The organism is Agrobacterium sp. 20P9.1.2 (assembly GCF_057799395.1).
In genome coordinates, this window is the sequence record NZ_JBYOKI010000006.1 from 163,827 (window position 1) to 184,532 (window position 20,706).

Annotated in this window: 10 protein-coding genes; 5 read left to right on the plus strand and 5 right to left on the minus strand. The window is 59.7% G+C overall.

Annotated elements, in window-relative coordinates:
• Window positions 1-25 precede the first annotated feature (25 nt).
• A complete protein-coding gene (gene tesB, locus AC27VJ_RS17585) occupies window positions 26-910 on the minus strand; it encodes an acyl-CoA thioesterase II (RefSeq protein ID WP_488685108.1) in 885 nt (294 codons plus the stop codon).
• Between the two features lie 87 nt (window positions 911-997).
• Here tesB and AC27VJ_RS17590 point away from each other — a divergent pair, with 87 nt between their 5' ends.
• From AC27VJ_RS17590 to fdxA, 4 genes are all read left to right on the plus strand, one after another.
• On the plus strand, window positions 998-2,212 hold the full coding sequence (locus AC27VJ_RS17590) for a ubiquinone biosynthesis hydroxylase (protein ID WP_488685237.1): 1,215 nt from the start codon (window positions 998-1,000) through the stop codon (window positions 2,210-2,212).
• Between the two features lie 319 nt (window positions 2,213-2,531).
• The gene (locus tag AC27VJ_RS17595; protein WP_488685109.1) at window positions 2,532-5,630 is read left to right on the plus strand and encodes a helicase-related protein; all 3,099 of its coding nucleotides are present in this window, start codon (window positions 2,532-2,534) and stop codon (window positions 5,628-5,630) included.
• A gap of 101 nt (window positions 5,631-5,731) precedes the next feature.
• Window positions 5,732-6,142, plus strand: coding sequence for an RNA-binding S4 domain-containing protein (locus AC27VJ_RS17600; RefSeq protein WP_488685110.1), 411 nt, complete (start codon window positions 5,732-5,734; stop codon window positions 6,140-6,142).
• Window positions 6,143-6,384: 242 nt separating this feature from the next.
• Window positions 6,385-6,723 (plus strand): ferredoxin FdxA, encoded by a 339-nt coding sequence (gene fdxA, locus AC27VJ_RS17605; protein ID WP_067646240.1) that lies wholly within the window; start codon window positions 6,385-6,387, stop codon window positions 6,721-6,723.
• 186 nt (window positions 6,724-6,909) lie between these two features.
• On the opposite strand, the gene holA is transcribed toward fdxA, so the two are convergent.
• From holA to leuS, 3 genes are read right to left on the minus strand one after another with little or no spacing between them, the layout of a single operon-like run.
• Complete coding sequence (gene holA, locus AC27VJ_RS17610) at window positions 6,910-7,947, minus strand: DNA polymerase III subunit delta (protein ID WP_488685111.1); 1,038 nt, start codon at window positions 7,945-7,947, stop codon at window positions 6,910-6,912.
• A 10-nt stretch (window positions 7,948-7,957) separates the two neighbouring features.
• Entirely contained in the window at window positions 7,958-8,503 is a 546-nt protein-coding gene (locus tag AC27VJ_RS17615; protein ID WP_488685112.1) for a hypothetical protein, read from the minus strand.
• Window positions 8,496-11,126, minus strand: a complete 2,631-nt coding sequence (leuS, locus tag AC27VJ_RS17620; RefSeq protein WP_488685113.1) for a leucine--tRNA ligase — start codon at window positions 11,124-11,126, stop codon at window positions 8,496-8,498. The genes AC27VJ_RS17615 and leuS overlap by 8 nt, the downstream gene beginning before the upstream one ends.
• A 192-nt stretch (window positions 11,127-11,318) precedes the next feature.
• Between leuS and AC27VJ_RS17625 the strand changes: the two genes are divergently transcribed.
• Window positions 11,319-11,978, plus strand: coding sequence for a YggS family pyridoxal phosphate-dependent enzyme (locus tag AC27VJ_RS17625; protein ID WP_488685114.1), 660 nt, complete (start codon window positions 11,319-11,321; stop codon window positions 11,976-11,978).
• A gap of 231 nt (window positions 11,979-12,209) precedes the next feature.
• On the opposite strand, the gene AC27VJ_RS17630 is transcribed toward AC27VJ_RS17625, so the two are convergent.
• On the minus strand, window positions 12,210-20,702 hold the full coding sequence (locus AC27VJ_RS17630; protein ID WP_488685115.1) for a glycoside hydrolase family 94 protein: 8,493 nt from the start codon (window positions 20,700-20,702) through the stop codon (window positions 12,210-12,212).
• Window positions 20,703-20,706: the final 4 nt, after the last annotated feature.

Sequence of the window (20,706 nt, forward strand, 5' to 3'; positions counted from 1 at the left end):
GCAAAATTTACAAATTGCACATTATTTAATCATTTGCCAATTTGCGAATCAGACCTTCCTGCGCCATGGAGGCCACAAGCACACCATCGCGGGTAAACAGGCTGCCGCGTGTCAGCCCGCGTGCGCCGGATGCGCTGGGGCTATCCTGCGTGTAAAGCAGCCAGTCATCCAGCTTGCAGGGGCGGTGAAACCACATGGCGTGGTCAAGGCTTGCCGCCTGAACGGCAGGGTCGAAGATCGTCGTACCATGGGCGTAAAGCGACGTATCGAGCAGCGTCATATCCGAGAGATAGGCCAAAACGGCGGCCTGATAATGCCGGTCGGCAGGCACGTCGCCGACAGCCCTCACCCAAATGTCCTGATGCGGCTCTAGCTTTTCCCTGGAGATGTAATGGGTCAGCGACACCGGCCGGATTTCGATGGGGCGCTTGTTTTCCCAATATTTGCGGATTGCGGGCGGGGCCTTGGCCAGAAACGCATCGCGCATCTGGTCTTCGCTCATCAAGTCCTCGGGCTGCGGCACCTTGGGGATCGAAGCCTGATGGTCAAAACCGCCCTCATCGATCTGGAAAGACGCCGACATGGAAAAAATCGCGTGGCCGTGCTGGATAGCGACGATGCGCCGCGTGGCAAAGCTCGCCCCATCGCGAATGCGGTCGACCTGATAGATGATCGGCACTTTCGGGTCGCCGGGGCGCATGAAATAGGCATGCAGCGAATGGACGAAACGGTCGTCACTCACCGTGCGCTGCGCCGCCATCAGGGCCTGGGCGATGACCTGCCCACCGAAAACGCGCTGCCAGCCAACCTGCGGGCTTGTGCCGCGAAACAGATTTTCCTCGAGCTTTTCGAGATCCAGCGTGGAAATCAGTTTTTCGAGCGGGGTGGCATTTTCAAGAGGGCGCGACATTTTCGACATGCTCCGGCTGTAGGAAGACCTAAATGAATGATCTATAGTGCAGGCGTGATATTCACAAGAATGCGAGGAGAAGACGCGATGTTCGATGTGGTGGTTGCTGGCGGCGGATATGTCGGATTGAGCGTTGCGGTGGCCGTCAAGCAGGCTGCTCCACATCTGGATGTGCAGGTCATCGAGGCCGCCCCTGATGATGTCTGGAAAAAGGACATGCGCGCCTCCGCCATCATCGCCGCCGCCACCCGCATGCTGCAAGTCTTCGGCATCTGGGACGAGCTTCTGCCGGAAGCCCAGCCGATCAACAAAATGATCGTGACGGATTCCAAGACCTCCGATCCCGTGCGCCCCGTCTTCCTCACCTTCGATGGCGAAGTCGCAGAGGGCCAGCCCTTTGCCCATATGATTCCCAATGTCGCAATGGTCGGCGCCCTGCGTGGCGTTTGCGAAAAGCTTGGCATTACCATTCGCCATGGCCTGAGTGTCACCGGCTTTGAAGCGCAACATCGCAGCAATGTGGTCACCCTGTCCGATGGCTCGACCTTCGAGACCCGGTTGCTGGTGGCCTGCGATGGCGTTCGCTCGGCCCTGCGCGATATGGCTGGCATCAAGACCGTGCACTGGGCCTATGATCAATCCGGCATCGTCACGACCGTGGAACATGAGCGCCCGCATAATGGCTGTGCCGAAGAACATTTCCTCCCATCCGGGCCTTTCGCCATTCTGCCGCTTAAGGGCAATCGCTCGTCGCTGGTCTGGACGGAACGCACCGCAGATGCCGACCGGTTGGTGGCAGCCGACGATCTTTTGTTCGAAGAGGAGCTGGAGCGCCGCTTCGGACACAAGCTCGGCCCGATCAGGCCAGTCGGCCCACGGCGGGCCTTTCCGCTCGGCCTCACGCTGGCGCGGGCTTTCGTGGCGCCGCGTCTGGCGCTGGCGGGTGATGCCGCCCATGGCATCCACCCGATTTCCGGCCAGGGTCTCAACCTCGGCTTCAAGGATGTGGCCGCTTTGGCGGAAACCATCGTGGAAGCGGATCGCCTCGGTCTCGATATCGGATCGCTCAACGTGCTGGAGCGCTACCAGTCCTGGCGGCGGTTTGACACGGTGCGTATGGGTATCACGACAGATGTGCTGAACCGGCTGTTTTCCAACGATGTCGGCCCCATCAGGATCGCGCGCGATTTCGGCCTTGGCATCGTGGACCGGATTCCCGGCCTCAAATCCTATTTCATCGGCCAGGCGGCAGGCACTGCCGATCCCAACGGTCCACGCCTGCTGGCTGGCCAACCGCTCTAATGTGACAAAAGCCCGGAACCGCACGATTCATGATCTGGTGGAGCGTCGAACCACTGCCGCCCAGATATAGCCGTGAACAAAAGCTGAATCAGACGGAGTCAGCGATTCGTCGCTGATTCGTTCGCAGCCTGTTCCGAATCGTCATTTTGCATGTTTATGACGCAAAAATCTCGGCAAATTCAGCTTTGATGCATTCCTTCCTTGCCTTTGCGCGCCGCGATTGCCATGTGTGTTGGACGATGCGAAGGAATGTTTTCCGAATGTGTTGTAAAACAATCAGTTAGTCGATTTCACGGATAGTACGTTGAATTTTCGCCCCATGATCTTGAGCGGCCGCGGTGTTACGGCCGTTCTTGGCCCGACCAATACCGGCAAGACGCATTATGCCATTGAACGCATGGTCGCGCATGGAAGCGGTGTCATTGGCCTGCCCCTGCGTCTGCTTGCCCGCGAGGTCTATACGCGGCTGGTGGAAAAGGTCGGCGCGCCCAATGTTGCGCTGGTGACCGGCGAAGAGAAGATTTCTCCACCCAAAGCGAAATATTCCGTCTGCACCGTCGAAGCCATGCCGCGCGAAACGACCGCAGCCTTCGTCGCCATCGACGAGGTGCAGCTTGCTGGCGATTTAGAGCGCGGCCACATCTTCACAGACCGCATTCTGCATCTGCGCGGACGCGAGGAAACGCTGCTTTTGGGCGCGGGCACCATGCGGCCCATTCTGGAAAAGCTGCTGCCCGGCATCGTCGTAGTTGAACGACCCCGCCTGTCGCAGCTGTTTTATGCGGGACAGAAGAAAATCACCCGCCTTCCGCAGCGCACGGCCATCGTCGCCTTTTCCGCAGAAGAGGTCTACGCGATTGCCGAACTGGTGCGCCGTCAGCGCGGCGGTGCCGCCGTGGTGCTGGGCGCACTATCGCCGCGCACCCGCAATGCGCAGGTCGGCCTTTATCAGAATGGAGACGTCGAATATCTGGTGGCGACGGATGCCATTGGCATGGGCCTCAATCTCGATGTCGATCATGTGGCCTTTGCGCAGGACCGCAAATTCGACGGTTACCAGTTCCGCAATCTCAACCCCGGTGAAATGGGCCAGATTGCCGGTCGCGCCGGTCGCCATCTGCGCGATGGCACCTTTGGTGTGACGGGTCGTGTCGATCCGCTGGATGACGAGCTGGTGGAACGCGTCGAATCGCATCAGTTCGATGCGGTCAAAGTGCTGCAATGGCGCACCAAGAATTTCGATTATTCCTCCATCGCCAATCTGCGCGGAAGTCTGGATGCGGCCCCGACCGTTCAGGGGCTGTCGCGCGCGCTGCCCGCCATCGACCAGCAGGCGCTGGAATATCTGTCGCGTTATCCTGAAATCATCGACGTCACCACCAATGCCGAGCGGGTGGAAAAACTGTGGGAGGCCTGCGCTTTGCCGGATTATCGCCGTATCGCGCCTGCACAACACGCCGACCTGATTTCGACACTCTACTTCGACCTCGTCAAACGCGGTGCCGTCAACGAGGATTTCATGGCCGAACAAGTGCGTCGGGCGGACCGCACCGACGGCGAGATCGATACGCTCTCTGCAAGGATTGCGCAGATCAGAACATGGACGTATGTATCAAACCGCCCAGGATGGCTTGCCGATCCGACACACTGGCAAGAAAAGACGCGGAAAATCGAAGATCGATTGTCCGATGCTCTACATGAAAGGTTGACGAAACGCTTTGTTGATCGCAGGACATCTGTGCTCATGAGGCGCCTAAGAGAGAATGCGATGCTTGAAGCTGAAATCAGTGTGAATGGTGATGTCTTCGTTGAAGGACATCATGTCGGCCAATTGGCGGGTTTCCGGTTTACACCGGTGGCCGGAGCTGAAGGGCCAGATGCCAAGGCTGTGCAAGGAGCAGCGCAGAAGGCGCTTGCGCTGGAATACGAGGCGCGGGCTGCGCGCCTGCATGCCAGCGGCAATAGCGATCTTGCGTTAAGCTCGGATGGGCTTGTGCGCTGGCTGGGTGAGCCCGTTGCACGCCTGTCGGCTGGCGACAACATCATGAAGCCGCGCGTCATCATCCTGGCGGATGAACAGTTGAGCGGAAATGCGCGTGACCATGCGGTCGCCCGTATCGAGCGCTTCGTCAACCACCAGATCGCAACCGTGCTGAAGCCGCTGGACGATATTTCCCGCGCCGAAGACCTTCAGGGTCTGGCAAAGGGTCTGGCCTTCCAGCTGGTGGAAAATCTCGGCGTGCTGTTCCGTCGCGACGTGACCGAAGAGGTCAAGACGCTGGATCAGGATGCGCGCGCCTCCATGCGCCGTTACGGCATCCGCTTCGGCGCCTACCACGTCTTCCTGCCTGCATTGCTGAAGCCTGCTCCTGCCGAGCTGGTGACGCTGCTCTGGGCCCTGAAGAATGACGGTCTGGGCAAGCCCGGCTACGGCGATCTCATTCCCGTGCTGGCCGCTGGCCGTACATCCGTCGTCACCGACAGCAGCTATGAGCGCATGTTCTACAAGCTCGCAGGCTTCCGTTTCCTCGGCAAGCGTGCGGTTCGTATCGACATTCTCGAGCGTCTGGCCGATCTCATCCGTCCGCTGCTGCAGTGGAAGCCGGGTACGCAGCCGCGTCCGGAAGGTGCCTATGACGGCCGTCGCTTCACCACGACGACAGCCATGCTCTCCATTCTGGGCGCCACGCTCGATGACATGGAAGAAATCCTCAAGGGCCTCGGCTACCGCGCCGATCAGGTGAGCGCCGAAGAGGCTGCGGCCTTCCTGGGTGGCCAGACTGCCGATGCGGCCAAGCCGGGCGCAGATGCTGGCGAGACTGTCGCCGAGGAGGCTGCAGGCACCGAAGAAGCCGCTGCCGACGAAACCTCTCAGGACGATGCCGACACGCATGCGACCTCGGAAGAAGCTGCTGCTCCTGCCGAGGCTGTTGCCGAAGCACCTGTCGAAGCAAAGCCAGAAGAGGCAAAAGCCGACGATGCAGCTGCATCGGACGCCGTGGCGACCGAAGCTGCCGAGCCGAAGCCTGTTCTTCTGTGGCGTCCAGGTGGCCGCAACGACAACCAGCGCAGCGACAACCGTCGCCCAGCCAACCGCAACCACGGCGAACGCCGTGCAGAGGGTGGCGAAGAGCGTCAGGGCCAGCCGCGTGGCAATGCCAACCGCGAGGGTGATCGCAAGCGTGACGGCGACCGCAAGCGCGAGGGTGCCCGCCCAGACCGCAATGGCGGCAACAATAACCGCAACGAGCGCCATGACCGTGGCGAGCGCAAGGATCGCCCAGATCGCAACGACCGTGGCGGCAAGCCGCAGGGTCAGCAGCGTTTCGAGGCAAAGCCACCCCGCAAGGAGAAGCCGCTTGATCCGGATTCACCTTTCGCAAAACTGGCTGCTCTCAAGGAACAGCTAAAGAAGTAAGATCAAGGCCTCCTGCTTGTCGTAAAAGCAGGAGGCTTTTTCCATTTATGTTCCAACGCATATCTGGACGGAAAACCACAGTGTAGTTTCTGGAATGCTCGATGGGTGAGAAGCAACAGCCACAGGACGCAGGGCGTCAGCGCCTCGATAAATGGCTTTTCTTCGCCCGCATGGCAAAATCCCGTTCGCTTGCCCAAAGCTATATCCAGTCCGGCAATATTCGCGTCAACGGTGCGCCCGTGCGCCAGCCAAGCCATATGGTGAAGATCGGCGACCGGCTGGACATCAGCTTCGAGCGCATGGACCGCATTCTCGTGGTCAAGGCGTCCGGCGACAGGCGCGGGCCATTTGAAGAAGCAAAGCTTCTCTATGACGATGAAACACCGCCGCGCCCTCCGGGCGACCGTTTGACGCTTCTGGAGCAGGCAGTGCGCGAACCGGGCAGCGGCCGCCCGACAAAGAAGGAGCGCCGGGCACTCGACCGATTCATGACCGAGAGCGGCGACGAATAACGCCACGCGCCCTGTGCGCCAGCGCCTGTGGCAAAACTGAGCCCCGTCGTGAAAAGACTTTCCGGCAAATCGCATCGGTTGCTTGGAATAAACCACCAAGAAGCGCGGCTTTTTCAGTATGGTTTATCCTTGCTATATTGGGTCAAAGGCATTACCTCACTTGCCAAAATGCCCTGTCTGAATTCCGGGCGACGGCTTGTCTTTCAAGCCCTTTGACCCGGCCTGCATATCTGGAGTCCATCATGACGTATGTCGTGACCGATAACTGCATTCGCTGCAAATATACCGACTGCGTCGAGGTCTGCCCTGTCGATTGCTTCTATGAGGGTGAGAACTTTCTGGCGATCAATCCCGATGAATGCATCGATTGCGGTGTATGCGAACCGGAATGTCCCGCAGAAGCCATCAAGCCGGACACGGAACCGGGTCTCGACAAGTGGCTGACGCTGAATGCGGAATATGCCGCCATCTGGCCCAACATCACCATCAAGCGCGACCCGATGCCTGAAGCCAAGGAAATGGACGGCGTTTCGGGCAAGCTCGATCTCTATTTCTCGGCAGAGCCCGGCAAGGGCGACTGATTGTCCATTTTTGCTTCGTCACCCCGGACTTGATCCGGGGTCCAGTTCGATCAAGTCCTTGATCGAAATAGATTATTTTTCACTGCAGACGCGGTGCTGCTGGATGCCGGGTCAAGCCCGGCATGACGGAAGGGAAAACTGAGCCTCCGAGCCTATGCTTTCGGAGGCTTTTTATTGGGAAAAAGCTTACTGCCCGCGCCCCGACTGCAACGTGGTGGACAACAGCGTCAGCAATGCCACGCTTTCCTCCAGGCTTTGCCGCTGACGGCTTTGCAGGATGGCTGCCTGTAGCCGGTTCATCTCGCGCGCAATCGCTGCTGGCTGCCATGTACGCAGCGCCCGCTCGATAACGGGTTTGCGGCGGAAGTGGACACCGCGTCCCATGGTCTGCATGACCTGACCCGCCTGCAATTTCTTCTCGTCCATTTCCGCACGCATCTGGTCCAGCAACTGAAACTGCCGCAGGCAGCCTTGCAGCACCAGAAAGATCGGCGTCTTGGAGGCGATGATCTTCTGCGTGGCGTGGAAGAAGGCGTTGCGGTCGCCCTTCAGAATGGCATCCACCGCGTCATCGGCAGACACCGTGCTGGCATCACCGATGATCGCCATGACATCGTCTTCTTCGATGACATCATGGCCGCGGCAATAGAGCGCCAGCTTGCGCACCTCGTTGCGCGAGGCGATACGGTCACCACCGAGCGATTCGGCCAGCCGCTGGCGTGCAGCAGGTGCGATACGCAGATTTTCCGTCGAAAGTTCCTGGTCGATCAGCGCATTCAGCGCCCGCGCATCATCGGCATAACAGGGAATGGCGGCGATGGCGCGCGACGGTTCAGCGATCTTGCGAAGGCCGGTTCCTTTTTTCAGGTCGCCCGCTTCGACGATCAGGAAGCTTGCTTCGGGCGGATTGTCCGAGAGAACCTGCAACGCATCCACCAGCGCCTTCTCATTGGCGGCACCCTTAACCCAGACGAGCTTTTCGCCACCGAACAGGCCGATAGAATTGATCTCATCCAGCAATCGACCGGGATCGCCCTGCAGGTCGGATGCCGTCAGCTTCAGCGAGGCGAAGGCATCGTTGGGGTCTATGCCGGTCTTGGAGGCGATGAGCGAGGCGCGTTCGGACACAAGGCCGCGATCGGGACCATAGAGCACGAAAACGCGAAAACGCTCCGCCGGTCTCTCGGCGAAGCGTTCGAATTCATGCGACTTTATTTCCGTCATAAAACGGCTCTCAGCGGCTGAGAGTGGCGGCGATATCCGTACCGATGATCTCGGCAAGCTCACGGGCGGCACGGTTTTCACCATCGCGCACGGCGCGGATCTTGGCGAATTCCTGCTGCGGCAGATCGAGCATCGCAGTGACGGTGCGGGTGGCCGCGCGCAGAACCTGACCGTCGGAAATGCGTGTCAGGACATAGGAGCCCTTCATGTTCACGCGGCCGGGGTAAGGACCGTCATAATTGTTCTTGCCGATGGACAGGCTGGTATCGTCGGTGACTTCCGTCGAGGTCGCGCTGGACGTGACTGTGATCTTGACCTCGTATTCCTTGCTGGTTGGCGCACCGGCACCGCCATAGGCCAGGAAGACCAGATGATTGCGGACTTCCTGCGTGACGCGGTCACCTGCCGAGGCGAAGTTGACGGTTTCGAGCTTCTGGCGCGTGCCGGAGGCCTCGCCATACAGCGGGCGCACCTGGCATCCGGCAAGAATGCCGGCAAACAGAACGACGGAAATTGCGGCTGCTACGCGGCCCCATCTGGAATAGGCATCAGACAACAATGTTCACAATCCTTTGTGGAACCACAATGATTTTTTTCGGCTCGGCACCGGCCAGAGCCGCTTTCACAGCATCCAGTTCAATCACCGCCGCGCGGACGGCATCTTGATCCGCATCGCGCGCGATTGTCAATTCGCCACGCTTCTTGCCGTTGATTTGAACCGGCATCACCACGTCATTTTCTTCGATCAGCGCGTGCACGAAAACCGGCCATGCGCTCTGGGCGACAAGACCGTCATTGCCCAGCGCCGTCCAGCATTCCTCGGCCAGATGTGGCGTCATCGGCGCAATCATGCGGATCAGGATTTCGGCAGCGTCGCGGGCAGCAGCCTTCACATCGTCGGACTTCCCGCCATTGGCCACTTCAGCGAAAGGACCGGCCAGCGTGTTGACCAATTCATAGATGCGGGCAATCGCCTTGTTGAAGGCAAGCTTGTCCAGATCGTCCTGAACCGCCTTCAGCGTCTTGTGGGCAGCCTTGGAAACGACCAGACCTTCGCCCTCACTTGCAGGCGCAGGCTTGACCGACTTCAACTCTTCAGCCGCCTCACCGATGATACGCCAGACGCGCTGCACGAAGCGATGCGCGCCTTCCACACCGGCTTCCGACCAGATGACGTCACGGTCCGGCGGGCTGTCCGACAGAACGAAGAAGCGGGCCGTGTCGGCACCATAGGAGGCGATGATATCGTCCGGATCGACCACGTTCTTCTTCGACTTCGACATCTTTTCGATCGAGCCGATCTGAACCTCGTCACCGCCGGACAGCAGGAAGGCGCGGCGCTTGCCGTCAACTTCCTCGATGCGGATATCGGCAGGCACGATCCATTGCCCGTTCTGGCCTTCGCCCAGACGGTAGGTTTCGTGCACCACCATGCCCTGGGTGAACAAGCCCTTGAAGGGCTCCTTCACGTCCACATGGCCGGTGGCCTTCATGGCGCGGGTGAAGAAACGCGAATAGAGCAGATGCAGGATCGCGTGTTCGATACCACCGATATACTGATCAACGGGCAGCCAGTGGCTGGCGACCTTCGGGTCGGTCGGCTGCTCTTCCCACGGTGCCGTGAAGCGCGTGAAGTACCAGCTGGAATCGACGAAGGTATCCATCGTGTCGGTTTCGCGACGCGCGGCATGGCCGCATTGCGGGCAGGAGACGTGACGCCATGTGGGATGACGGTCGAGCGGGTTGCCGGGCACGTCGAAGGTCACATCGTCAGGCAGCTTGACCGGCAGGTCCTTCTTTGGCACCGGAACGACACCGCAGACTTCGCAATGGATGACAGGGATCGGGCAACCCCAATAGCGCTGGCGGGAAATGCCCCAGTCGCGCAGGCGGAAGTTGACCTTGCGCTCGGCCTGCGGCTCGGCACCCAGCGTCTGTGCAGATAGCTTCGACACCACCGCCTCGAAAGCATCTGTCGTCGTCATACCATCGAGGAACTGCGAATTGATCATCACGCCGTCATCGACGTAAGCATCCGCACCAATGGTGAAGGTCTCGGCATTTTCGCCTTCCGGCATGACCACGGCCACAACAGGCAGGTCATATTTGCGGGCGAAATCCAGATCGCGCTGGTCGCCGGATGGGCAACCGAAGATCGCGCCGGTGCCGTAATCCATCAACACGAAATTGGCGATGTAAACCGGCAGTTCCCAGGATGGGTCAAGCGGATGGACAACCTTGACGCCGGTGTCCAGACCACGCTTTTCCGCCGTTTCCAGAGCAGCGAGAGACGTGCCCTGACGACGGCATTCGTCGCAGAACTCGGCAATCTCGGGGTTGTTTTCCGACAGGGTCTTGGCCAGCGGATGGTCTGCCGCAATGGCGAGGAAGGACGCGCCGAACAGCGTGTCCGGGCGGGTCGTGTAAACCGTGATGTCGTCAAAACCGGCAGGAGCGGTGGAGGCGACCGTCTGCCAGCGCAGCGACAGTCCCTCGGACTTTCCGATCCAGTTCTTCTGCATCAGACGGACTTTTTCAGGCCACTGGTCCAGCACATCCAGTTCGTCCAGCAAATCCTGGCTGAAATCGGTGATGCGGAAGAACCACTGCGTCAGTTCGCGCTGTTCCACCAGCGCACCGGAGCGCCAGCCGCGACCGTCGATGACCTGCTCATTGGCCAGAACCGTGTGATCGACCGGGTCCCAATTGACCTTGGACTGCTTGCGATAGACCAGGCCCTTTTCCATGAAATCAACGAACAGCGCCTGCTGCTTGCTGTAATATTCCACGTCGCAGGTCGCAAACTCACGGGTCCAGTCCAGAGACAGACCCATGGATTTCAGCTGACCGCGCATGGTGGCGATGTTCTGATAGGTCCAGTCCTTGGGATGAACCTTGTTCTGCATGGCGGCATTTTCCGCAGGCATGCCGAAAGCGTCCCAGCCCATGGGGTGCAGCACGTTGAAACCGCGCGCGCGCTTGTAGCGCGCAACCACGTCACCCATGGCGTAATTGCGCACATGGCCCATGTGGATGCGGCCCGATGGATAGGGAAACATCTCAAGAACGTAATATTTCTCGCGGGCATCGCTGTTGTCGGTCACGAAGACATTGTCTTCGTTCCATTTTTGCTGCCAGCGCGGCTCGGCGTCGCGAGGATTATAACGTTCGATGGCCATACTTCTGTAATCCGGGTATCAAGGGGAAAATTCGCGCTGACCTTCACCACGAAACGACCGGGGCGTCAAGTTTGGCAGGGCTGGTCAGGGTGCAATCTTGGTCGACAGCGTTCAAATGGTGACAATGGCGCTTGGCATCAAGCCCCGCGGCGGCTACTGAACCCTTCTCCTCTATCAAACGAAGGTCTGGTCATGGAAATCGAAGCGCGTCTTGCCGATGTCACGCAGCGCATTGCCGAAGTTGCGGAAAAAGCCGGTCGTAAGCCCGGCAGCGTCAATCTTGTGGCCGTGTCAAAGACATTCGATGCCGATGCCATCCAGCCGGTGATCGATTGCGGCCAGCGCATTTTTGGTGAAAACCGCGTGCAGGAAGCGCAGGGCAAGTGGCCGGCGCTGAAGGAAAAGACGCCCGATATCGAACTCCATCTGATCGGGCCGCTGCAATCCAACAAGGCCGCCGATGCGGTGGCCCTGTTCGATGTCATCCAGAGTATCGACCGCGAAAAGATCGCCCGGGCGCTTGCCGATGAATGCCAGAAGCAGGGCAAGGCGCTTCGCTTCTACATTCAGGTCAATACCGGACTGGAGCCGCAGAAAGCAGGGCTCGACCCGCGCGAAACGGCGGCCTTCGTCACCCTGTGCCGGGACGAGCTGAAGCTCAACATTGAAGGCCTGATGTGCATTCCACCAGCGGAAGACTATCCCGGTCCGCATTTTGCGCTTCTGGCCAAGCTCGCAAAGGAATGCGGCCTGGAAAAGCTCTCCATGGGCATGTCAGGCGATTTCGAAACCGCTATCGAATTCGGCGCAACCAGCGTGCGCGTCGGTTCGGCGATCTTCGGCACGCGCTGAGCGGTTTTCCGGTCAGGGCGCTGCGGGCAAAGTCCGCCAACCAAGGATGCTTCGAGGCTTTGCCCTTCGGTCAAAGCACCTCAGCATGAGGTGGAGTGTGTGGCTTAACGTCACGAGCCAGCCGCCGCTATATGTTGCGTCCAGACAGAGCTTACCAAACACAGAAAAGCCACGGCATCTTTCCAGAGCCGTGGCTTTTCGCTGAGTAGTCGGGACTGACGCCCCAAACCCTTAATCGAACGGGATCGCCCGGTCCTTGCTTGTCAGGGGCTTGCCATCGAGAGAAACCTCAATGTCTGGCGTCCCGGCGGTGCGCTTGACCGCGACTTCGCGAACCTTGCCATCCAGCGTGATCTTGGCGGAGAAGCCATCCCACGCCTCAGGCAATGACGGTGCGATATGCAGCGTGCCGCCGATGCGGGTGATGCCGAGAATGCCTTCCACGGCAGCGCGGTAGAGCCAACCGGCAGAACCCGTATACCAGCTCCAGCCGCCACGGCCCGCATAGGCGCCTTCGCCGTAGACATCCGCCGTCACCACATAGGGCTCCACACGGTAGGTCTCTGAGGATGTGCGGTCGAGCGCGTGGTTGACCGGGTTGAGCAGCGAGAAGCATTTCCATGCGTCTTCGTTGCGGCCCAGCTTTGCCAGCGCCAGCACCACCCATGTTGCGGCATGGGTATATTGACCGCCGTTTTCACGCACACCCGGCGGATAAGCCTTGATGTAGCCCGGATCCTGCGGAGAGCGGGAGAAGGCAGGCGTGAAGAGGCGGATGATGCCCGTCTTTTCATCGACGAGGTTCTTCATGACCGCATCCATGGCCTGACCGGACCGCTGATCCTCGCCTTCGCCTGACAGAACGCTCCAGCTCTGGCCGAGCGAATCAATACGGCATTCCTCGCTGGTGATGGAGCCCAGCGGCGTGCCATCATCGAAGTAGCCTCGACGGTAATAGTCGCCGTCCCAGCCCGCCGTTTCCAGTGCCGCACGCAGCTTGTCGCGATGCGTCCTCCACTTCTCGACCCGGTCAAGATCACGGCGCTCTTCGGCAATCTCGATGAAATCGCGAAGCGTGCCCGAGAGGAACCAGCCGAGCCAGACGCTCGTACCCTTGCCAGCCACGCCGACGCGGTTCATGCCGTCGTTCCAGTCACCGCCGAGAATGAGCGGCAGGCCGTTTTCACCGGTGCGGTGAATGGCAAGATCGAGCGCCAGTGCCGCGTGTTCATAAAGGCTGGCGGTCTTGTCGCTGGTTTCCGGCTGGAAGAAGGCATCATGCTGGCCCGGCGTCAGTGCCGGACCCTTGAGGAACGGAATGTTCTCCTCGAGGATCGCCTTGTCGCCGGTAGCAGCGATATACTGATGCGCCGCATAGGCCAGCCACACCACATCGTCGGAGATGGTGGTGCGAACGCCTGCACCCGTCAGCGGCAGCCACCAGTGCTGCACATCGCCTTCAGGGAACTGGCGTCCCGCTGCACGCAGGATCTGCTCGCGGGCAAGTTCCGGCTGATAGAGCAGGAAGGCCAGCGTATCCTGCAACTGGTCACGGAAACCAAAGGCACCACTGGACTGGTAGAAGGCAGTGCGTGCCAGAATACGGCAGGCCAGCGCCTGATAAGGCAGCCAGTTATTGACCATGTGGTTGAAACCGGCATCCGGTGTAGACACCTGCAACTGGCCGCTAAAGCCGCTCCAGAAGGTCTTGTTGGCGCTCAGAACCGCATCGAAATCGCTCTGGCGGATATCCTTGACCAAAGCGCGTGCTTCGTCAGCGGTATCGGCATCACCCATGTAGAACAGCACATGTCGCTCTTCGCCGGGCTTCAGGTGGATTTCCTGCATGATGGCGGCGCAAGGCGCACCATCCAGCTCCACGCTGCCAGAGAGAGCAGCACCGGAAACCACGGCCTGCGGTGCATACACCGAACCGTGACGGCCGATGAATTCCCGTTTGCTGGTGGTGAAGCTTCCAACCGGACCATCGAGAGACAGGAAGGCCGTGCGGGCATTGTAGTCGATGCTGTAAGGATTGGACGCAAACAGCGCGCCGGTTTCCTCATCATGACTGCTGAGAATGAACGGCGCCGACTTCTGGGGATTGTTGCCCAGAACCCACTCCACGTAACCGTAGGTCCTGAGGCGACGGTTCTGCGTACCGACATTGCGCACGGTCAAACGCGACAGCTTGACCGGCTTTTCGCGGTCCACCGTCTGGGTGACCTCGATATCCAGACCGTCATCCACGCTTCTGAAGACGGAATATCCAAGACCGTGACGGGCTTCGAAAACCGCTTCCGGATTGCGTGAGAGTGCCGCGAATGGCGAGTGCAGCTTGCCGCTCTCGACATCCGAAACATAGATCGCCTCACCAGGACGGTTGATGACCGGATCATTGCTCCATGGCGTCAGCTGATAGTCACGCGAATTGCGGCTCCAGCTGAAGCCCGCACCTTCGGCGGAGATGTGGAAGCCGAATTTCTCGTTGGAGATGACGTTGATCCATGGTTGCGGCGTCGATTGTCCACCATGCAGACGCACGACATATTCGTCGCCGCTCTTGGTGAAACCGCCAAAGCCGTTCCAGAAGTCCAGATCATGCGCATCTTCCACGGGCTCGCCCTGCGGGAAGACCGGTGCGGGCAGGCGCGCCTGTGCCAGATCGCTGCCTTCCGGCCCACGATGGGCCGCAAACAGCGAGACGGCACGGTTAACCTGATCGACGATCTTGCCGTTACGAACGTGAAGAACGACGCGGGAAGCCGCCAGCAGAGCCGACCATGTCTCTTCGTCCATCAAATCGCGACGAACGGAGAAGACATGCGGTCTGCCACCATCGGCAGGATTGATGCGGCGCTGCGCTTCGGAAATGAAATCGAGCGCGTGCTGCATATCCTGCGCGTAGGAGGCCGCGCGTTCATTGACGATGACGAGATCGAAAATGACGCCACGGGCGCGCAGATATTCATGCGCACTCAGGGCTTCCTTGGCGATATCCATGTCCATGTCGTCATTGATACGCAGGCTGAAGATCGGGAAGTCGCCCGAAATCGCCAGCGGCCACAGCGAGCGCTGCGAACCGAGGCCGGTTTTCAGCGTATCGGCATCCGCACGCAGATGCATGTCGGGATAGACGAGATAGCGGGCCAGATGCTGGAAGGCTGCCGCCTGCTGCGAGGTCACGCCCACATGGCGCATCTGCACCTGTGTTCGCGTCCAGGCATGCACCAGCTCATGCGCAAAGGCATCCGGGTGGCGGTAACGGTCGATGGCCTTGTCCACGTCCTCGCGGCTTGGCGCGGCAATCGTCCAGAAGATAACGCTGACCTTCTTGCCGGCGGGAACGCGCACCACGCGTCGCAGCGACAGGATCGGATCGAGCGTGAAGCCATCCGTGCCGGAAAGTGCGGCGCCCGCATCGAAAGCTGCGGCCTCACCCAGCGAACGGCCACGGCCAATGAACTTGGCGCGGTCGGTCTCGAATTCGGTCGGACGCGCCGGGCCTGCATTGTCTGCGGCCAGATGCGCGATGACCGTGCTTGGTTCGCTCGGAGAGCGCTTGTTGCGCCATGCGCGGATCACATCGCCACGCTTGCCGATTTCCGTCTGCACGAACATGCGCGAGAACAGCGGATGGGCGTTGTCGTCATCCTCATTGGCGATGACGGGCTCCATATAGGAAGTTACTTCGATGTAGCGATCTTCCGAGCCAACATTGAGCAAGGTCACACGACGGCCTTCGGCATCGTGCTCGGTCGCAACAATGCATTCGACCACGCTTTGCAGATCGCCAACCGTCTTGTGGAACTCGGCCTTGTCGTCGGTAAAGACCGTCTTGGTCTTTTCGCCCACGGCAACGCGCGGCTCTGCGGTCGCACTCCACCAGTCGCCAGACACGGTATCGCGCAGGAACAGGAAGGTACCCCAGCGATCTTCGGTCGGATCGGCCTTCCAGCGGGAAATCGCCAGACCGTTCCACTTGGAATAGCCAGCACCCGTGGAGGTCAGCATGGTGGAATAATGGCCGTTGGACAGGAACACGACTTCGCGGTCGCGCACGGAAGGGTCCGCAATGGTACGCACTTCAGCACGTAGGAGATCGGCCTGTTCCTTGCCGGGTGTTTCCGGTTCGTATTTGGAGCTGACGACCGGGACTTCGCGCGGAGCCTTTTCCTGAAGAAGCAGTTCGGCAGCTTCAATCACGGGGTCCGCATGGAAGAGTTCACGCAGGATGCCGTCCAGAGCGACGTTGGCGACCGCTGCAATCGACATGCCATGGTGGTGGGCATAGTAGTTGTTAACGACGGCGCACACCTTGCCATCTGGAACGCGGGTTGGGGTAAAATCGACGGCGTCGTAGAAACCGAACTGTCCGATCGCACCGAGTTTGCGCAGCTTTTGCAGATTTTCCAGCGCGGCATCCGGGTCGTATTGCGACGCGAGGATCGAGGCATAAGGCGCAATGACCGCGTTCTGGCCAAGGCCACGCTTCAGGCCCAGCGTCGGCACACCGAAGTTGGTGTACTGGTAGTTCATGTTGTGGTCGCGGGCGTTGAACGCCGCTTCGGAAATGCCCCATGGCGTGCCGAGACGGCGGCCATGGTTCATCTGTTCCTTGACGATCAGATTGTTGGTCTGGTTCAGAATACCGCCGTGACGCTCCTGCATGACGAGCGGTGGCATAAGATACTCGAACATCGAGCCCGACCAGGAGACCAGCGCACCCTGCGCGCCAATCGGCACGACCTGACGGCCCAGACGATACCAGTGCTCCGTCGGCAGATCGCCCTTGGCAATCGCAAACAGGCTGGTCAGACGGCATTCGGATGCCAGAAGGTCGTAGCAGGCTTCATCCAGTTCCTTGCTGTCGACGCGGTAACCGATCGACAGAAGGCGACGATCCTTGCGATAGAGGAAGCCGAAGTCCATCGAGAAAGCGAGGTTGCGGCTGCGGTCGCGCAGCGAGTTCAACCGGTCACGCAATGGATCGATGGTGGCAAGATCGAACGCGCTGTCGGAAATATGCGCTTCACAGCAATCGACCAGCGATTGCGCCCAGCGCGTCACTTCGGCGCTCTGGTCCGATTTGACTTCCAGATTGAGGTTGGAGGCCAGCTTCTGGATATCGCGGGCCAGCACGGCCAGATTGATGACGCGGATCGAGGCGAATTCATGCTCGCGCTTGACCGAGGCAAGGGCGTTGGAGAAGCCGATGATGCGCTCTTCCAGACGGCGGTGCAGGGGCCGCAGGTTCTTGCGGTCGTCAGGCAATTCCTTCAACGTTTCGCGCAGAATACCGGCGACATCGCCGATACCATCGAGATTGCCCTGAAGATGCGCCGATGGTGCTTCCGCCCACTGACGGCAGGCCGAGGAGATGGCGATCAGGTGACCGGCAAGGTTACCGCTGTCGACAGCAGAAACATATTTGGGGCCAAGCGTCTGGAGGGTATCGGTGTGGTACCAGTTGTAGAGGTGGCCGCGATATTTCTCCATCTTCTCGACCGTCTCGATGGTCTTTTCCATCCGCTCGACGGTTTCCGAGAAGCTGATCCAGCCGAACTGGCGAGCGGAAATCACCGACAGTAGGTAGACGCCGATATTGGTGGGCGAGGTGCGGCTGGCGACGATGGGCTCCGGCGTTTCCTGATAGTTGTCAGGCGGCAGGTAATTTTCGCCCGATGTGACGAAGGCTTCGTAATAGCGCCATGTGCGACGCGCGATCTTGCGCAGTTCGCTCGACACATGTTCGGACACGAACAGGCGGTCTTCGGTTTCAGCCGACTGGCTGACATACCATGCAACGGCTGGCGAGAAGATCCACAGCAGCGCGAAGGGAATGCCGACCAGGAACGCATTGTCACCCGGAAGCGAAGCAAACAGCAGACCGAGCAGCGACACCACCGGGGCGTGCCACATCTGGCGATAATAATCGAGAATGCTGCCCTGCGCGCTGGACTGGATAGAGGCGGCGGTGCGCCATTCCAGCATCAGCTTGCCGCTGACGAACAGGCGGTAGAGCGAACGGACGATCGCATCGGCCATCATGCAGGCGCTGTCGGCGATGAAGACGATGCGCAGCGCGACCTGCGCGTTGGTGGCACGAACCTCGGACCACAATGTGTGGAAATGCGCCTGCGGCACGATATCGGTTGAACGTGGAACGATGCCGGACAGAAGCGAAATCGTGGGGGCGACGAAGAGCGAGAAGATCAGCAGGATCTGCCAGATCAGCGCACCCAGCGGGCCCATGAAATACCAGCCCAGAATGGAAGCAGCAAACCAGGCAATCGGTGTCAGCGAACGACGCAGATTGTCGATCATTTTCCAGCGACCGATGGCGGTCACGCCGCGATTCATGTCCATGATGTAGGGCAAAAGCTGCCAGTCGCCACGCGCCCAGCGATGCTGGCGCGAGACTTCGACTTCGTAGCGGGTCGGGAAATCTTCCACGAGTTCGACGTCCGTCACCAGCGCGCAACGCGCAAACGAGCCTTCGAGAAGGTCGTGGCTGAGAACGGCGTTTTCATCGATCCGGCCCTTAAGGGCTGTTTCGAAGGCATCGACGTCATAAAGACCCTTACCAGTGAAGGTGCCTTCGGAGGTCAGATCCTGATATACGTCGGAAACGGTGAAGACGTAAGGGTCGATACCGCGATTGATGGAGAAGACGCGCTGGAAGACCGAGGCGTCCTTGCCTGTCGTCAGCGATGGTGTCACGCGCGGCTGCAGCAGGCCGTAACCATGGATCACGCGGCCCGTTTCAGGGTCGTGGACCGGACGGTTGATGGGGTGGTGCATCTTGCCGACGAGCTTGGTCACCGCATCGCGCATCAGGCGCGTGTCGGCATCCAGCGTCATGACGTATTTGACGTTGTCAGGCACCATATTGGCGCCGTTGAGGAAGGTCGTGTCCTTGTCGCCACGCAGCAGCATGTTCAGCTCATGCAGCTTGCCGCGCTTGCGCTCCCAGCCCATCCAGCAATCTTCCGCAGGATTGTAGAGGCGGCGGCGGTGCAGAAGGAAGAACCTTGTCTTGCCATCGAAAGCGTAACGGGCTGAAAGGGCCGCCACTTCGCGCTTGGCATATTCCAGAATCTCGACATCGTCCGCCGACTGCTCATAGGACGCATCGCGCCAGTCGCTGATCAGCGCAAAGGAAATGTCGCCATGTGGATTGGCGAGATAATGAACCTCGATATTGCGGACCATCTCGTCCACGCTGTCGCGGCTCGTCAGCATGCAAGGTACCGCAACCAGGGTTCTTGCGCCTTCCGGTATGCCTTCCTTGAACTCGTATCCGACCAGACGGAACGGCTTGACGAAGAACGTCACGAGTGTGTTGAAAAGACCCGTGGCCCCTTCGGATGCCGGCAGGGCAAACATCAGCAGGAATGCGGTCACCACATACCAGGGCATCCCGGCATCGGCCAGGAACCAGCCGACGGCAAGCATGGCAAGCGCCGTCAGCGCGATGACGGGAACCGCCACCGACATCCAGTTGAATTTGCGCATGATGCGCACGACACTTTGCGAAAACAGCGGCTTGTAGCCGATGCGCTCTTCCAGCTCTTCGCGGCGCTGGCCGATCAGGAAGCTGCCGACATTGGGCGCGTGCGGGTGTTTTACATCGGAATTGGCGGTTTCCGTCACCATATCGACAGCGACCTGCGCCACTTCGATTTCGGTTTTGGGCGAACGGCGGGCCAGAAGCTCGATGGTGTTGCGATAGGTGTTGCGCGAACCGAAATCCAGCGTTTCGTAATCGGTCTGCTCGCGCAGAACCTTGTCGATATGGCTGACTTCCTCGAACCAGACCGACCATTCCGTATCGTCGATTTCACGCAGGCTCTTGACGATGTTGCCCATCGTCACATTGCCGGAGGCCAGGCGGTTATGCTCGGCCATCATGATGTTTTCGGCATCGGTGCCAGCGCTGCGAAGTCGCTCTTCCAGCCAGTTCAGCGCAAAGCCGGAGGTCTGCGAGCCATTTCTCAGGCGATAGAGGAACTGGGTGGAGAAGGTCGGGTCATCGACCAGATTGTCGATCTGCTTGAGAAGTTCGGCAGACGCCTCGGCATCGTTGAGGCGGATGATCTCATCGACCACCTCGTTGGCCCGCTGGCGCATGCGGCGCGACCGCTCGACGCGGATGGAGATGCGGCGCAGGTTCTCGATCAGAACGAAACGCAGGATCGATGGCAGCGCCCACAACTCGCCGATCTGAAGGGTCTTCGATGTCTGGTAGCCCTCGACCAGCGCCGTCATGCTTTCGCGTGAAATCGTGCTGTGCGTATGCGCGACATAGATCCAGGCCAGCGCCATGACGCGTGGTATCTCGACATTGCCGATCTTCACCGTCGGCAGCTGGCGATAGAATTTGCGCGGGAAGTCGCGGCGCACTTCCTGAATGGCTTCTTCGATCACATAGTGGTTGTCCAACAGCCATTCGGCAGCCGGTGTGATCGTCGCACCATTCTCGGCATCGACAGCCGTGGTTCTGTAGACGCGCAGGATTTCCTTTTCGTTTTCACGATGGCGCGCGAAAAAGTCGAACTCCATGAAACCCGGCAGGCCTTCGGCGCCGGATTTGGAGAGCTCGGCTCCACAGTCCCTCAACTCCTCGATTGTGAAGTAGACGGAGCGGATCGAATCATTGTGATCGATCTGCTTTGCTTCTGAATCACGGGCGGCGGCGGTCGGCGTAATATGAAATGACATCGGC

Bases quoted from the DNA above. Each gene is read 5' to 3' on its own strand.
- holA (WP_488685111.1), bottom strand. From the start codon at position 7,947: ATGACGGAAATAAAGTCGCATGAATTCGAACGCTTCGCCGAGAGACCG.
- leuS (WP_488685113.1), bottom strand. From the start codon at position 11,126: ATGGCCATCGAACGTTATAATCCTCGCGACGCCGAGCCGCGCTGGCAG.
- tesB (WP_488685108.1), bottom strand. From the start codon at position 910: ATGTCGCGCCCTCTTGAAAATGCCACCCCGCTCGAAAAACTGATTTCC.
- AC27VJ_RS17630 (WP_488685115.1), bottom strand. From the start codon at position 20,702: ATGTCATTTCATATTACGCCGACCGCCGCCGCCCGTGATTCAGAAGCA.
- AC27VJ_RS17595 (WP_488685109.1), top strand. From the start codon at position 2,532: ATGATCTTGAGCGGCCGCGGTGTTACGGCCGTTCTTGGCCCGACCAAT.
- AC27VJ_RS17625 (WP_488685114.1), top strand. From the start codon at position 11,319: ATGGAAATCGAAGCGCGTCTTGCCGATGTCACGCAGCGCATTGCCGAA.
- fdxA (WP_067646240.1), top strand. From the start codon at position 6,385: ATGACGTATGTCGTGACCGATAACTGCATTCGCTGCAAATATACCGAC.
- AC27VJ_RS17600 (WP_488685110.1), top strand. From the start codon at position 5,732: ATGGGTGAGAAGCAACAGCCACAGGACGCAGGGCGTCAGCGCCTCGAT.
- AC27VJ_RS17590 (WP_488685237.1), top strand. From the start codon at position 998: ATGTTCGATGTGGTGGTTGCTGGCGGCGGATATGTCGGATTGAGCGTT.